Source organism: Streptomyces sp. KL109B (genome assembly GCF_030766935.1).
Taxonomy (GTDB): domain Bacteria; phylum Actinomycetota; class Actinomycetes; order Streptomycetales; family Streptomycetaceae; genus Streptomyces.
This window is the reverse complement of record NZ_JASERL010000008.1, coordinates 329,975-343,163: the sequence shown is the minus strand read 5'-3', so window position 1 is coordinate 343,163 and position 13,189 is coordinate 329,975. Positions and strand designations below refer to the sequence as shown.

The following is a 13,189-nucleotide window of genomic DNA, read 5'->3' as shown; positions in this document are numbered from 1 at the left end:
ACCCGAAGTCGATCCCGCCACGTAGACGGTCGTGGACGGCACGCCCCCGATCGCGTACGCCCGCCGCCAACAGCGGGTGACGCTCACGAGAGCAGAAAGTCCGCCGCCCCCGCCTTGGCCCCCTCGATGAACGCCGTGATCTCCCCGACGGTGTAGATCAGGGCCGGCCCGTCCGGGTCCGAGGACTGTCGTACGGCGACGCGCCCGTCGGCGAGCTTCATGGCTTCGAGACAGTTGCCTCCGTTGCCGCCGCTCCACGGCTTGTGCCAGCCCTCGCTGCCGAGTTCACGCGCGGGCATGCCGTTGTAGATCGGCTCGCCGTCGACGCCTCGTATTCGGTCCTTGATCGAGTCCATTCACAGCTCCTTGCGGAGATCGCGGAGGATCTCCTTTGTGCGTTGCGCCGTCGCGGCATGCGCCGCCATGCGGTCCATGACTTCCAGGTGGGTGGCCACCTCGGGGCGCGCGTCGAGGTAGACGGCGCCTGTCAGGTACTCGCTGTAGACCATGTCCGGCAGTTCCGTCATGGCGAACCGGAACAGCACGAAGGGTCCGTACGTGCCCGGGTGCGGGCCCGCCGCGAACTCCGCGATCTGGAGCGTCACGTTCGGAAGCTCCATCGCGTCGAGCAGCCGGTCGATCTGGGCGCGCATCACGTCCGCGTCGCCGACCGGGCGGCGCAGGGCGGTCTCGTCCATCACGAACCACAGGCGGGGCGCGTCCTCGCGGGTGAGCAGGTCCTGGCGCTGCAGCCGCAGCGCGACGTGCCGTTCGACGACGTCCGGGTCCTCGGCGAGCGCCCGCCCTATCGCGCCGGATTCGAGCACGCCGCGCGCGTAGTCCTCGGTCTGCAGCAGGCCGGGCACGAAGTGCGGGTCGTACGACCTGACGAGGCGGGCGGCGCCCTCCAGGCTCACGTACATGGAGAACCAGCCCGGCAGGATGTCGTGGTACCGCTGCCACCAGCCCGGCTTGTTCGCGTCCTCCGCGAGCTGCACGAACGACTCGGCCTCGTCGTCGGAGACGCCGTACGACTTCAGGAGCAGCTGGACGTACGGGATCCGCAGCGAGACCTCGGCGGTCTCCATGCGGCGGACCGTCGCGGCGGTCACGCGGAGTACTTTCGCGGCCTCCTCGCGCTTGAGTCCGGCACCCTCGCGCAGCTCCTGCAGTCGGCGGCCGAGGACGACCTGGCCGACGGTCGGCGCGGACCGCGGTTCACTCACGACCCCTTACCTCCCAGTAGTCCCGGTGCCTGACTCCCGCCACTTTTCACCTTGAGAAAAGCCCGGGGAGGAGTCTCTCACCGGGCGTTTCCCTGCGATGAACCCCAAGGGGGGCCACGTGGCGCGCTGTTGCGAGCAGTCTGCCATGTCCGCTCCACAGGGCATACGCCACTCTGCACTTTTCAGAGTGACCCTTGCCAAGTGTTCATGACGGGGAGATAGTGGCAAGCGTGACTCCGTCTGCGCCTTTAGGAACAGAAGCCGGCGAAACTACGCTCGGTGACCGTTCGGGTACCCCGACAGGGGCCCACCCGGCGGCGGTCCGCCGCAGCAGTTTCGAACTGGCTCCCCATCCGGGCTCCGCCGCTCAGGCCCGGCGCATGACGCGTACCCACCTCAGTGCGTGGGGCGCGTGCGACGACACCTGTGACGCGGCGGCTCTCGTCGTGTCCGAACTGGTCACGAACGCGATCGTGCACACCGCGAGCCGGCGGATCCACTGCGAGCTGCGCGAGTTGCGCGACGACGCCGGTGACCGCCTGCGCATAGCGGTCCGCGACGAGGGCTGCATCCCCGGTGACAGCCGCCGCCGCGTCGCGCCCGAGGAGGAGCACGGCAGGGGGCTGCTCCTCGTGGCCGCGGTCGCGACGGCGTGGGGCGCCCAGGAGACCGGCTTCGGCCCCGGCCTCCTCGTCTGGGCCGAGCTGCCGCGCGACGGTCTGGGCGCGGAGCCGGTGGACCCGGCAGCCCAGGCCCCCGGCGCTTCGGACGGCGCCGGATGGGCCTGGTGAAACCCCGGACGGGCCTGGCGAGGCCTCGGACGGGCCTGGTGAAGCCCCGCCCCCGCCGGGCGGGCGGAGCGACGACGAACGTGCAAAGCGGGATCGGATGGGCGTGGTGACGACGGGCAAGCGGACGATGCACTTGAACTCGCTGGCCGGACTGGCGCGGCGACGCCGCGCCCGGCTTCCGGAGCGCCCGGACCCGTCGCGCCCCGGCCACACCCCGCCGACGCGGATCAGGGTGCCCGCGGGCATGACCGCTCCGCTCGGCTGCGACGCGGTCGCGGTGCCCGAGGAGTTCGGCCGGGCGATGGCGAAGCGGCTGCCGCGGATGGGCTGTGTGTACGCGGACGGGGCGCACTGGTGGTGGCTCGTGCCCGCGGACTCGGACGTGGCCCTGGAGTGGCCGGCGCCCGCCCGCTACACGGCGGGCGCCCTGGTGCTGGACGCGCCGCGGGCGCCCGTCCTGGTGCACTGCCCGGAGGGTTCGGTGCCGTACACGCCGCCGATCCCGCTGTACCTCGCGCTGTGCCGGGTCACGGGGACGACGCCGGAGTGGTCGCGGTCGGTGCGCGCTTCATGATGAGGCGTCAGCCCACCGGGGCGGCCACCGGAGCGGCAACTGGGGCGGCCACCGGCTCCCGCACGATCACGAGGAACGTGTCCGTCGCCAAGTCCATGACGACCTCGGCCGGTTGACCCTCCTGGCGGCGCAGGCTCGCGTACTCCTCCGCGGGCCAGGAGCCGCGGGGTCCGCCCGCCGGGAAGCGTTGCAGCACCACTCGTCCGTTGATCATCGTCGTCCCTGCCCCCGTGATCGTGCCGACGTACCAAGTACGTCGCGCGGCGCCCGGTGCGTCCGGGCGCTTCATGAGGGAGAACGCTGACAGGGGCCGTTCCGACTCGCAACGTGACAAGAATGACACCGAGTTGATACGAGGTCAGACCGCTCGCGCTCGGCCTCAGTCGACGTATTCGTCGTGATAGCGCACGCGCGCACTGCCCGCCGGAGCCCCGAGAGCCGATGCCCGTCCCTCCGGTTTCTCCCACTCCTCCTGGCGGCCGAGGGCGGTGAGGTCCAGGAGGTTCGGGGTGAACCCGATGTGGTCCATGCCGCGGGCGAAGGTCGAGTACGTGTGGAAGACCCGCTCGCCCTCGCGCAGGAAGCAGCTGATCGCGGGCCGCTCCTCCAGGCCGCCGTCCTCCCCGGCCACCGTGGCGCCGAAGTCCGTGTTGAAGTCGCTGAGATGGGAGGAGTACCAGGGCACCGTCCAGCCCATCCGCGCCTTGAACGGCAGGATCCTGGTGAACGGCGCGCGGGACACCGCCACGAACTCCGTGCCCCTGGCCCGCAGATGCGCCAAGTGCCCGATCTGGTCGAGGAATCCGGAGCAGCTGCGGCAGCCCGCTTCCCAGTCCGGGGCGAACATGAAGTGGTAGACGACGAGTTGGGCGCGCCCGTCGAACAGGTCGAGCAGCTCGGACTTGCCGTCGGAACCCTCGAACACGTACGACTTGTCGATCTCGACCATGGGCAGCTCGCGCCGCCGTGTGTTCAGCTCGTCCCGCGCCCGGGTCGCCGCCTTCTCCAGGGCGAGCAACTCCTCGCGGGCGGCGCGCCATTCGTCGCGCGTGACCACCTTCGGCAGCCCCATGGTTCCTCCTCCGGTCGGGTCTTACGCAGGGGTGACCGGCGGCCGGTACGGAACTCATCGCAGCGGCGGAAGTTTTTTACGGACGAGTCCTGGAGGAGTCCTGTCCTCCCCCGCGACGCCGCTGGCACGCTGGCCGCCCCGGCCCGTCCGGGCCGGCCCTAGGACGGAGCACGCCATGCTCGTCGGTACCTGGAACCTGGAGAACCTCTACCGCCCCGGCGGCCCCTACGGCCCGCGCGACAAGGCCACGTACGAGGCGAAACTGGCCGCGCTCGCCGCCACCGTGAACGCGCTGCGGCCCACCCTGCTCGGCGTGCAGGAGGTCGGTGACCCGGCGGCGCTCGACGATCTGGTGCAACTGCTCGACGGCCGCTACGAGGTGACGCTGTCCCAGTACCCGGACGAGCGCGGGATCCGGGTCGGCTTCCTCAGCGACGTCGTCGTGAACGTGGTCGCGGACACCGCCGCGTTCCCGGACGCGCTGCGCCCGGTGCAGGTCGACGACGGCGGCAGGACCGCGGACCGGGCGGGCCGCGGCGTGCTCGCCGTGCACTTCTCGACGCGGGCGACGTGGCTGACGGCCGCCGTCTGCCACCTCAAGTCGAAGCTGCTGAGCTATCCGGGCGGCCGGTTCGTGCCGCGCGACGAGGGGGAGCGGGCGCGCTACGCGGCGTACGCCCTGGAGCGGCGCGCGGCGGAGGCGGCGACCGTGCGGGCGCTCGCCGACACGCTCATCGGGGAGGACGGCCGGCGCGAACGGGTCGCCGTCCTGGGCGACTTCAACGACGAGGTGTCCGCCGCGACCACCCAGATCCTCCAGGGCCCGCCCGGCTCCGAGATCGGCACGCCGGGCTTCGACCACGCCGACAAGGGCGACGCGCACCGGCTGTGGAACGTGGCGCCGCTGATCCCCGAGGAGCAGCGGTACTCGCGGGTGTACGCGGGCCACCGCGAGCTGATCGACCACGTCTTCGTCTCGCACGAGCTGCTCGGCCACGTGGTGCGCGCCGGGACCGGGGTGCCGCAGGAGGAGGACGCCGTGCTCGAACCGCTGCCGACGGTGGGCGCGGACACGTCTCCGGAGGAGCGCCGGGACGCGCCGGCGTCGGACCACGCGCCGGTGTGGGTGGATCTGCGGCCGTAGCGGAGCCGTGGCAGAGCCCTGGCGGAGCCGTGAACGGGTACCGCGGAATCGGCTTTACGCGGCCAGCTCCGCGAGCAGTACGCCGATCCGCTCGGCGTGCTGCTCGGGCACCCGCCCGGTGTCGTCGACCTGCACGGCGCACGCGGTCGTCGCGTCGACGAGCCGTTCCAGTACGACGGTCTTGTGCCGCGAGCCGTCGGAGTGCCGCGCGAGCACCGGCAGTTCGGCGGCGGCCAGGTCGACGGCGGCGCGCGCCTGCGCGAGCGTCCGGTACGCCTCGCGCCGCAGCGCCCACCGCCCGTGCCGGTCGACGCCCTTGGCACCCGCCGTGCCCTTCACAGCCCTCGCGTCCCTCGCGTCCCTCACATCCCTCGCGTCCCCCGTGCCCCTCGTGTCCCCTCCGGACTCGCTGAGCACATGCCGTACGTAGGCGTGGGCGGCGTCGTGCGCGACGGCGAGCCGCACCCGTACCCCGCCGCCGCGGTGCCCGCCCGGCAGCGGCAGATGCCCGGCGACCAGCACGATCGCGCAGGCGAGCAGCGTTTCGGTGATCCGGCTCCAGGAGGCCTGCGGCTCCCCGCCCACCATCACAAGCGACAGCACGAGGACGGTGACGACGGCGGTCTGCGCGGCGAAGTGCCTGGTGGCGATGGGTATCAGCGCCCCGCACACGGCCACGAGCGCGACGAGCCCCAGCGGGTCGGGCAGTACGGCGGCGAGCCCGGCGAACAGCACGGCCCCGGCCACCGTCCCGGCGGCCCGGCACAGCGCGCGCGAGGCGAGCGGCCCGAGGTCCGGCTTCACGAGGAACACGGCGGTGGCGGGCAGCCAGTACCAGTGCAGCGGGTGCAGGGCCTGCGCGACGGCGGCGCTCGCCCCGAAGGACAGTCCGACCCGCACCCCGTACTCGCGCCCCGCGGGCCCGGCCACCCTCCGCAGCAGCTGGCCGGCGGACGCCCGCCGCCGCGCGGACGGCTCCTGGTCACCGGCCCCGTCGAACGCCTCGGCGGCCCGCAGCAGCGCCTCGTCGAGCGCGCGCAGCCCCGCGTCGGCGCGCACCGGAGCCGGGAGTGCGCCCGGCGCCTCCCCGGACCTGACGGCGGCGGCGAGCCGACGCGGCCCCTCCCCCGCCCGCGCGGGCACCGGCTCCCCGGCCCAGGCGAGCGCGGTGGCGGCCTCGGCGAGCGGGAGGGCGGCGGCGTACTGGCGGCGCAGTCGCCGGGTGGCCTCGGAGCGGCCGCGCCGCAGGGCGTCCTGCGCCTGGTCGAGCGCGGCGGTCAGGGCGACGCGCCGCGCCTGGGCCTCGGCCCCGCCGACGGCGTCGAGCAGCCCGGCCACGGCCTCGTACACGGAGGCGACCCCGGCGCGCTCACCGTCGTACAGATACCCGAGCCCCTTCGTCCGCACGGGAGACGGCAGCACCACCCGCAACAGAATCAGCCACCCGGCGCCTCCCGCGAACAGCAGCGCCCGCTGCCATCCCGGCTCCGGCAACGGCATCCCGGCCCCGATGGCGACGGTGACCAGGAACTGCGTCCCGGCGGACGACGCGACGGGCCCGACGGCACTGAAGGCACCACCCAAGAGCCCGAGCACCGCGAACACGCAGGCGACGAGCACACCGGTCGGCAGCGCACCGCCGACGAAACTCCCGAGGGCCATCCCCACCGCCCCCGCGAGCGCGGGCCCGCCGAGCCGCGAGACGGCGGCGAGCCGCGGTCCCGGCCGGTCGATGACCCCGGCGAGCAGCGTCCCGAGCGCGAGCAGCACCCCGCTGGACGGCCGCCCGGCGAGGACGGCGACGAGCAGCAGCGGCCCACCGGCCAGCGCGCCGCGCACGACACCGGGCCACGGCACGGGCGCGCGCTGGGCGCGCAGGGCGTGGCTCAGCCAGGGCGGAAGCGAGTGCGGGAGGCGGCGGCGCATGGGTCTGGTCGGACTCCTGTCGTACGAGCACGGGTCGAGCACGGGTCGGGCACGGGATTCGTGCACGGTGCGGCGGTGCCGGACGACATTGGCCAGCCTGGACTGGTGCTACCAGCGTAAGCGGAGTGGTTGGAGGGGAGGAAACGCCCAGGTTTCGCCAATGTGACACTTGACCGTGCCCACGACTCCTGCTTCAGATGCCGGCTGGCCTGACGCCCCCGGCGACACGGCCCTGACGATCCACATCCCGGAGGCGGACGCGCTGGTGCGCACGCCGTCGCGGGCGCATGTCACGGTCCTCTACCCGTTCCTCCCGCTGGACCGCGTGACGGACGCCACGGAGCGGGAGCTACGGACCCTGTTCGCGGCGACACCGGCATTCCCCCTCACCTTCGCCGCGATACGCCGCTGGCCGGGCGTCCTCTACCTCCCCCCGGCCCCCGACGACCCCCTCCGCGCGCTCACGAAGTCCCTACGGGAACGCTGGCCGGAGGCCGTCCCCTACCGCGGCGTCTTCGGCGACGAGGGCCTGGACCCGCATCTGACGCTGGCGAGCGGCTGGGGCACGGACGACATCCCGGAGTCGGAGTTCACGGGGGCGCTGCCGCTGTACGCGCGGGTCGAGTCGGTGCGCTTGATCGTGACGGAGGCGGCGGGCACGGGGTGGCGGGACATCCGCACGTACCCGCTGGGCCCTCAGCTCCCGGCCTGAGCGTCGGCGACGGCGCGCGCCATCAACTCCCGCGCACGGCCGACGAGTTCACCGAGCGGCAGCCCGGCGTTCGCGACAATCCCGTCGACGCCCCGCAACCCGGCCCGCTCCAACAACCGCTTCTCGTTGGTCACCCACTCCCCGCGCGCGGCGAGCACGGCATGCGCCGCCTCCATGGCGGCTACGGCCACGGCCCCGACGACCTCGGTACGCCCGCCGAGGGGCGCGTTGTTCGCCTTCGCGTAGTCGAGCGTGAGGGAGGCCCGCCCCCACCACGCTTCGGGCGCGGCTTTGCGCAGGGCGGCGGGGTAGCCGTCGGGCCTGGGGGTCTGCCCCCGCAGCACCCGGTTGACAGCCAGCTCAGCGACCACGAGATAACTCGGAATCCCGGCGAGATGAAACATCAACGGCTCGACCCGAACCCGCCCGGCCTCCGCCTCCCCCAACTCGTGCTCGACGACATCCAGATCCCGATAGTGCACGTCGACGCGCCGCCCATCGACGCTGAGCCAGGCCCCACCATTGAAGACCCCACCGCCCCAGCCCCCGATCTCGGAGACCTCGCCCTCCCACCCCACGTCCCGCAGGTGCCGCGGCGCGAAAACCCCCTCGCTCCCCCGGTAGTACACGGCGGTGTCCCAGTCGCTCGCCTCGGCGTGCGTCCCCTGCGCCCGCGACCCGCCCAGAGTCACGGCGTGCACCCCGGGCAGGGCATCGAGCCGGTCGGCGAGGCGGTCGAGAAAGGTGTCGTCGTCGGTGACGGGCGTACTGGCCATACGGCCACGTTAACCCTGCGGTGGCCGCCCGTTCTCGATCCGCCCCACGTGGCCGGCCTGGATGGTGAACTGGTGGGTGCCGCCGCTGATCTCGTTGTGCGTGTGGTAAGTCACCGACGGCTCCGCGAGCCCGCCACCGTCCAACTCCCGCAGAATCCGCCGCAGTTCCTCGGCCTGCTCGGGGTTCCTGCCCAAGGTCCGCCGCATCCGCGACCGCCACTCCGCCGCCACGTCATCGGCCGCCGCCTCGTCCCCGGCCTCCCGCGCGGCCAACAACTGCTCCCGCGCCTCATCCAACTCCCCAACAACCGCCTCTTCTTCACCACCGCCCCCACGCCCCAGCACCCGCGCGATCCGATCCCGCATCCGCGTCCAGGCGTCGGTGGTCATCTGCTGTACGAGGGTGGTGGCGACGGTGGTGGCGAGGGTGGTGAGTTCGGCGTCCATGGCCCCATACGGTATCGGCGCACCGATCGCCCGGTCACCCGATTCGGGCAGCACCGCCTCCCGAGACGGACACGAAGCGTCGAACTGGCCCTCGGCCGGGTACCGCCCGGCAGGCACAGGCCCCGAAAATTCGCAGCGCCAGATCCATGGCCACAGATTCCGGAATCCGTGCTAGTGTTCGGTCGCAGTTTTGTACGGACCGACAGGCATCCGCTCCAGGAAAGCCTCCCCCGTCTTCACATCAGGTCAGGAGACCTCGCATGTACGTTCTGCGCGCCTCAGCGCTCACCATGGCCATTCTTCGGCCCGATTCATACAACTCCCCCTCCGCCAGGGAAGACGACGACTTTTTCGCCGGCACTCTCATCGGCCGCGCCTCGGTCTGACCAGACCCCGCGCCAAGTCAGTCGACAACCGTGCCCGGCTCGAGGCGAATCGTTCCTTCGCCAATCGTCCGGCACCTCTTCCCCAAGGATGTGCTCGTGCCGACCCAACAGGCGACCGTCGTCGCCCTCGCTGTCGCGTTCACCGTCACCGCGTGCTTCACCCTCGCCTGCCTGACCAGCATCGCCAAGTCGGCGCTGAAGGGCAGTCGATCCGCTGATCGAGCGCGGATCCTCAACGAAGTCGCCACCATCCTGCGGCACTTGCCCGTATTCCGCCGTCGCCACAAGTAGGCGGCCCGGGGGGCGGGCCGACCACCACAAGCGGCCCGCCCCGCTCTGCACCACCTGACGAAAGACACAAAGGGAGCCTTTATGAATCCGGATATAGGCTTCAGAGAACCACTGATGCGGCCCACCGGGCTTCCGCTCCAGGACATGCCCTCACCCGCGCAAGCCATTTCGTGTTGCCCGGGAGCCAGTCTTGCTGCGTGAAACCGTTTCGGAGGCCCATGCCCAGGCCCACAGTGGGGCACTGTTCCTGCGGCTGTCCGAGGCTTTCGTCCACGATCACGGGCACCGGCCGAGCGCTTCGGAGGCCAGATCCTGGGAGAAGAGCCTGCCTGCGCTGCTGAGCGTGCTCACCGCGGCACGACTCGATGACGTCCACATGATCTTCGAGCACCAGCTGCCCCTCACCAGCAAGCGCACAGATGTCATCCTGGCCGGCGTCCACCCGAAAACCGGCGAACCCTCCTACGTCATCGTCGAGTTGAAGCAGTGGTCGCAGGCGGAGCCGGACCCGGAGAACGATCTGCTCTGCCGCGTCGACGCCTACTCACGGCCGGTCCTCAACCCGATCGAGCAGGTCCGCGGTTACTGCGACTATCTCGTCTCGTTCAATGGCGCACTGTCCGACCACCCCGAGCACGTCTGCGGTGTCGCCTACTTGCACAACGCCACGGAGTTCGGCGTCACCGGACTTTATGTCGTGGAGCAGGACGATCGAGGCCGGCTGTTCAGCGAAGAGCGACGCGGTGAGTTCACCCAGTTCCTCACCTCGCGACTCGCGCCGACATCCGGGGCTCTCGCCGCCGACGCGCTGCTCGCCGGAAAGCCCGGCCCGTCCAAGCAGTTGATGGCCGTGGCCGCGGAGGAGATCCGGGACCGTGAGCAGTTCGTTCTGCTCGACGAACAGCGCATCGCTTATGAGACCGTCGTGCGCGCGGTCCGCCGGTCACTGCGTTCGGACCACAAGGAAGTAGTGGTGATCACCGGAGGCCCTGGAACCGGCAAGAGCGTGATCGCGATGTCATTGCTGGGCGAGCTCTACCGGCAGGGTCGGCAGGCTCTGCACGCCACTGGGTCCAGCTCCTTCACCACCACCATGCGAAAGGTGGCGGGCTTCCGAAAGCCCCAGGTCCGCGACCTTTTCAAGTACTTCAACAGCTTCATGACGGCCGAACGCAACGGCCTCGACGTCCTGATCTGCGATGAAGCCCACCGTATGCGCGAGACGTCCGCGAATCGCTACACACCGGCCGCCAACCGCACCGGCAAGGCCCAAGTCGCCGAACTCATCGATGCCGCACGCGTCCCGGTGTTCCTCCTGGACGAGCACCAAGTGGTGCGCCCCGGAGAAATGGGCACCGTCGAACAGATCCGGGATCACGCGGCAGGCATGGGCCTTGTCTGTCATGTGGTTTCGCTGGACAGTCAGTTCCGCTGCGGCGGCAGTGACGCCTACTTGCAGTGGGTCGTCCGGCTGCTGGAACTCGAACCGGGCGGTCCCCTCGAATGGGAACCGGACGACAAGATGGAACTCCTGGTCGCGGACAGTCCGGAGGAAATGGAGAGCTTCCTGGACGAGCGTCGCGCCCAGGGTTACAGCGCCCGCATGTCGGCCGGCTACTGCTGGAAGTGGACCAAGAAGGTTCCGGCAGGACAAGCGCTGCCCACTGACGTCGTCATCGGGGACTGGGCGCGCCCATGGAACGTCTTCGGTGACCGGGCCGTCGCCGGCGCTCCCCCGGCCGCACTCTGGGCCACGGACCCCGCGGGCTTCGGCCAGGTCGGCTGTGTCTACACGGCTCAAGGCTTCGAGTACGACTGGAGCGGCGTCATCATCGGACCCGACCTGGTGTGGCGGGGCGACAAGTGGATCACCGACCGCACCGTGTCCAAGGATCCGGTCTTCAAGAAGTCGACGCCGGACGCCGATGTGGACCGGCTGATCCGCAACACGTACAAGGTACTTCTCACGCGCGGGATGATCGGCACGGTGGTGTACTCCACCGACGCGGAGACCCGGGAGAAGCTGCGCGAGTTGGCAGGACAGGCGGAATCCGCCCCGGCTGGTGCCCACGTCGGCTGAGACGACCACGCGGCCCGGCGCATTGTCAGTGCCCCGTGTTACTCATTGAGTCATCACTCAGAGTAATCACGGGGGCGGTCATGAAGGAGAACGACAGCAGCGACGCCAGTGGATCCGGCGCCGACGCGGCACCCGAAGCGCGGCCGACGCACCTCTCGCTCACCGCGCTGCGCGCCCGGGGCTGGACGAAGGGCATGGTGCGGGATCTGCTCGGGGAGCCCGACCGGCTCGGGGGCAATCCGGTGTTCCGGTCGGCGCCGCCCGCCAGGCTGTATGCGCTGGAGCGCGTTGAACTCGCCGAGCGGAGCGGCGAGTTCGCCCAGGCGGTACGCAAGGCGCGGACCCGAGTCGCCGCGGCTCGGGCGGCAGCCGAGCGGAATCGGCGGGAGACCATCGCGCGGATCGCCGCCGAGCCGATCGACGTGCCGCAATGGTCGGCGGGGCGACTGGCCGAGCGAGCCGTCGCGCACCGTAACCGGTTGGACGAGGAGCGGGTGTGGTGGCGGGCGGACCGTCCGCTCGACCGGGCCACCGTCGAGCGGGCCGCGGTCGACGGCTGCGATGCGAGCACGCTGCGGCGCTGGCAGGTCGACTTCCTGCGGCACCGGCTCATTCGCTACGACGAGCTGTTGGACGGGCTGTTCGGCCGTACGGGCCGAGCCGAGGCCGAACAACTACTGAGACGGCGCGTCTACGACGCCATCCGTACGACGTACCCCCATCTTGCACAGGAGTGCGAACGACAGCTGGGTGACCCTGAGTTGGATCCACCTCCACGGTGAATCACGGGTGGAGAGCGAGCTCTCGGGCCGCCCCCGACCCCGTGAGCGCTCTTAGGGTCCACCGCATGATCGACTCTGCCGCACTGCGCATCCACGAACGGCTCGCTCTACTCCCCGAGTTGCGCCCTGTGCGCCTCGGCGAAGGACGGCGGTTCGCCCTGTGGGACCTTGCGTCCACGGCCGAAGGAGCCCTGGGCGAAATCCTCGAACCCGATTCCTTGACCGTCTCCCTGGAGCGGCGGCTGCGGCTGCGGCTCGGCGCGTACGGGCGGGACCGCAGGATCGACGACAACCACGGGAGGCGGTACTGGATCACGGACGGGCACGGGACGGTGGGCACGATCGCCGTGGGGCTGTGGCCGACGGGTGGGGACGCGCTGCAGGTGTGGTCGCTGTACGTCCATCCCGTCGCCCGGCATCGTGGGATGGCGACGGCGGTACTGGACGCGGTGTACGCGGCATGCGTCGCGGAAGGGCTCGGCGGATACCGGCTCGATGCCTACTGGACCTGGCGCGACAGCGTGCGCTTCTACCTGGGGCGCGGGCTGTGGCTCACGTCCTGGAAGCGTGCGCTCGCGCTCGCGCGGCTGTCCTTCCTTCCCGAGTACGAGGTCCGGGAAGCGCCCGGTGGTGACCTGGAGTTCTGGGTCGCCGGCGACGGGCCGCTCCTCGTGGCCGGGCGCAGTCAGGACGGGAAGTGGCTCCGGCTGACGGAGAGCGAGGCGTACGCGCGGGTGACCGCCGCCCAGCCGCGCGCCGTCATGCCCGTGTACGCGCACGCGACGCTGGCGCTTCATCTGGCCGTGCGCGGACGGCCGTTGGTGCGCGAGGAGGAGGCGGAGTGGGTCCACCGGTGGTCCGGTGACACCGGAGGACCGGAGGGGCTGGCATACCGGATCGGCCGGTTCGAGCAAGCCGCGCGTCATGACGGGTGGCTGGTGCCCGGCGACGGCGGGGACTAGGGCCCGTACCGATGATGCGC

At 71.2% G+C, this 13,189-nt stretch carries 15 protein-coding genes; 8 read left to right on the top strand and 7 right to left on the bottom strand.

The window, feature by feature from the left end; translation table 11 throughout:
• Positions 1-83 precede the first annotated feature (83 nt).
• Both RBJ65_RS27195 and RBJ65_RS27190 read right to left on the bottom strand, forming a co-directional pair.
• Positions 84-356 carry a DUF397 domain-containing protein gene (locus tag RBJ65_RS27195; RefSeq protein WP_306322536.1) on the bottom strand — a complete coding sequence of 91 codons (273 nt, stop codon included), beginning with the start codon at positions 354-356 and terminating at the stop codon, positions 84-86.
• Positions 357-1,226, bottom strand: a complete 870-nt coding sequence (locus tag RBJ65_RS27190) for a helix-turn-helix transcriptional regulator (RefSeq protein ID WP_306322535.1) — start codon at positions 1,224-1,226, stop codon at positions 357-359.
• A gap of 380 nt (positions 1,227-1,606) precedes the next feature.
• Here RBJ65_RS27190 and RBJ65_RS27185 point away from each other — a divergent pair, with 380 nt between their 5' ends.
• Both RBJ65_RS27185 and RBJ65_RS27180 read left to right on the top strand, forming a co-directional pair.
• On the top strand, positions 1,607-2,017 hold the full coding sequence (locus tag RBJ65_RS27185) for an ATP-binding protein (protein WP_372341408.1): 411 nt from the start codon (positions 1,607-1,609) through the stop codon (positions 2,015-2,017).
• A gap of 97 nt (positions 2,018-2,114) precedes the next feature.
• Positions 2,115-2,591 (top strand): hypothetical protein, encoded by a 477-nt coding sequence (locus RBJ65_RS27180; protein WP_306322534.1) that lies wholly within the window; start codon positions 2,115-2,117, stop codon positions 2,589-2,591.
• 7 nt (positions 2,592-2,598) lie between these two features.
• On the opposite strand, the gene RBJ65_RS27175 is transcribed toward RBJ65_RS27180, so the two are convergent.
• Together RBJ65_RS27175 and RBJ65_RS27170 are read right to left on the bottom strand one after the other, a co-directional pair.
• Positions 2,599-2,805: a hypothetical protein gene (locus RBJ65_RS27175; protein ID WP_306322631.1), complete on the bottom strand. Its 207-nt coding sequence runs from the start codon at positions 2,803-2,805 to the stop codon at positions 2,599-2,601.
• A gap of 165 nt (positions 2,806-2,970) precedes the next feature.
• Complete coding sequence (locus tag RBJ65_RS27170) at positions 2,971-3,663, bottom strand: DUF899 domain-containing protein (RefSeq protein ID WP_306322533.1); 693 nt, start codon at positions 3,661-3,663, stop codon at positions 2,971-2,973.
• A 175-nt stretch (positions 3,664-3,838) separates the two neighbouring features.
• On the opposite strand from RBJ65_RS27170, the gene RBJ65_RS27165 reads away from it, so the two are divergent.
• The gene (locus RBJ65_RS27165) at positions 3,839-4,807 is read left to right on the top strand and encodes an endonuclease/exonuclease/phosphatase family protein (RefSeq protein ID WP_306322532.1); all 969 of its coding nucleotides are present in this window, start codon (positions 3,839-3,841) and stop codon (positions 4,805-4,807) included.
• A 54-nt stretch (positions 4,808-4,861) separates the two neighbouring features.
• On the opposite strand, the gene RBJ65_RS27160 is transcribed toward RBJ65_RS27165, so the two are convergent.
• A complete protein-coding gene (locus RBJ65_RS27160) occupies positions 4,862-6,733 on the bottom strand; it encodes an FUSC family protein (RefSeq protein ID WP_306332175.1) in 1,872 nt (623 codons plus the stop codon).
• Between the two features lie 175 nt (positions 6,734-6,908).
• On the opposite strand from RBJ65_RS27160, the gene RBJ65_RS27155 reads away from it, so the two are divergent.
• On the top strand, positions 6,909-7,445 hold the full coding sequence (locus RBJ65_RS27155; protein ID WP_306322286.1) for a 2'-5' RNA ligase family protein: 537 nt from the start codon (positions 6,909-6,911) through the stop codon (positions 7,443-7,445).
• Here the strand turns inward: RBJ65_RS27155 and RBJ65_RS27150 are convergent.
• Both RBJ65_RS27150 and RBJ65_RS27145 read right to left on the bottom strand, forming a co-directional pair.
• The gene (locus RBJ65_RS27150; RefSeq protein ID WP_306322285.1) at positions 7,430-8,221 is read right to left on the bottom strand and encodes a nucleotidyltransferase domain-containing protein; all 792 of its coding nucleotides are present in this window, start codon (positions 8,219-8,221) and stop codon (positions 7,430-7,432) included. The genes RBJ65_RS27155 and RBJ65_RS27150 overlap by 16 nt on opposite strands.
• A 9-nt stretch (positions 8,222-8,230) precedes the next feature.
• Entirely contained in the window at positions 8,231-8,668 is a 438-nt protein-coding gene (locus tag RBJ65_RS27145; protein WP_306322284.1) for a hypothetical protein, read from the bottom strand.
• A gap of 482 nt (positions 8,669-9,150) precedes the next feature.
• On the opposite strand from RBJ65_RS27145, the gene RBJ65_RS27140 reads away from it, so the two are divergent.
• The 4 genes from RBJ65_RS27140 (at position 9,151) to RBJ65_RS27125 (ending at position 13,169) form a co-directional block, all read left to right on the top strand.
• The gene (locus RBJ65_RS27140; protein ID WP_306322283.1) at positions 9,151-9,345 is read left to right on the top strand and encodes a hypothetical protein; all 195 of its coding nucleotides are present in this window, start codon (positions 9,151-9,153) and stop codon (positions 9,343-9,345) included.
• 343 nt (positions 9,346-9,688) lie between these two features.
• Positions 9,689-11,425 (top strand): DNA/RNA helicase domain-containing protein, encoded by a 1,737-nt coding sequence (locus tag RBJ65_RS27135; RefSeq protein ID WP_372341399.1) that lies wholly within the window; start codon positions 9,689-9,691, stop codon positions 11,423-11,425.
• Between the two features lie 80 nt (positions 11,426-11,505).
• Positions 11,506-12,207, top strand: coding sequence for a hypothetical protein (locus tag RBJ65_RS27130; protein WP_306322282.1), 702 nt, complete (start codon positions 11,506-11,508; stop codon positions 12,205-12,207).
• 65 nt (positions 12,208-12,272) lie between these two features.
• Positions 12,273-13,169 (top strand): GNAT family N-acetyltransferase, encoded by an 897-nt coding sequence (locus tag RBJ65_RS27125; protein ID WP_306322281.1) that lies wholly within the window; start codon positions 12,273-12,275, stop codon positions 13,167-13,169.
• Positions 13,170-13,189: the final 20 nt, after the last annotated feature.

Excerpts from the sequence above, each read along its gene's own strand:
- RBJ65_RS27195 (WP_306322536.1), bottom strand. The coding sequence starts at position 356 with ATGGACTCGATCAAGGACCGAATACGAGGCGTCGACGGCGAGCCGATC.
- RBJ65_RS27185 (WP_372341408.1), top strand. The coding sequence starts at position 1,607 with ATGACGCGTACCCACCTCAGTGCGTGGGGCGCGTGCGACGACACCTGT.
- RBJ65_RS27180 (WP_306322534.1), top strand. The coding sequence starts at position 2,115 with ATGGGCGTGGTGACGACGGGCAAGCGGACGATGCACTTGAACTCGCTG.
- RBJ65_RS27175 (WP_306322631.1), bottom strand. The coding sequence starts at position 2,805 with ATGATCAACGGACGAGTGGTGCTGCAACGCTTCCCGGCGGGCGGACCC.
- RBJ65_RS27170 (WP_306322533.1), bottom strand. The coding sequence starts at position 3,663 with ATGGGGCTGCCGAAGGTGGTCACGCGCGACGAATGGCGCGCCGCCCGC.
- RBJ65_RS27165 (WP_306322532.1), top strand. The coding sequence starts at position 3,839 with ATGCTCGTCGGTACCTGGAACCTGGAGAACCTCTACCGCCCCGGCGGC.
- RBJ65_RS27160 (WP_306332175.1), bottom strand. The coding sequence starts at position 6,733 with ATGCGCCGCCGCCTCCCGCACTCGCTTCCGCCCTGGCTGAGCCACGCC.
- RBJ65_RS27150 (WP_306322285.1), bottom strand. The coding sequence starts at position 8,221 with ATGGCCAGTACGCCCGTCACCGACGACGACACCTTTCTCGACCGCCTC.
- RBJ65_RS27145 (WP_306322284.1), bottom strand. The coding sequence starts at position 8,668 with ATGGACGCCGAACTCACCACCCTCGCCACCACCGTCGCCACCACCCTC.
- RBJ65_RS27130 (WP_306322282.1), top strand. The coding sequence starts at position 11,506 with ATGAAGGAGAACGACAGCAGCGACGCCAGTGGATCCGGCGCCGACGCG.
- RBJ65_RS27125 (WP_306322281.1), top strand. The coding sequence starts at position 12,273 with ATGATCGACTCTGCCGCACTGCGCATCCACGAACGGCTCGCTCTACTC.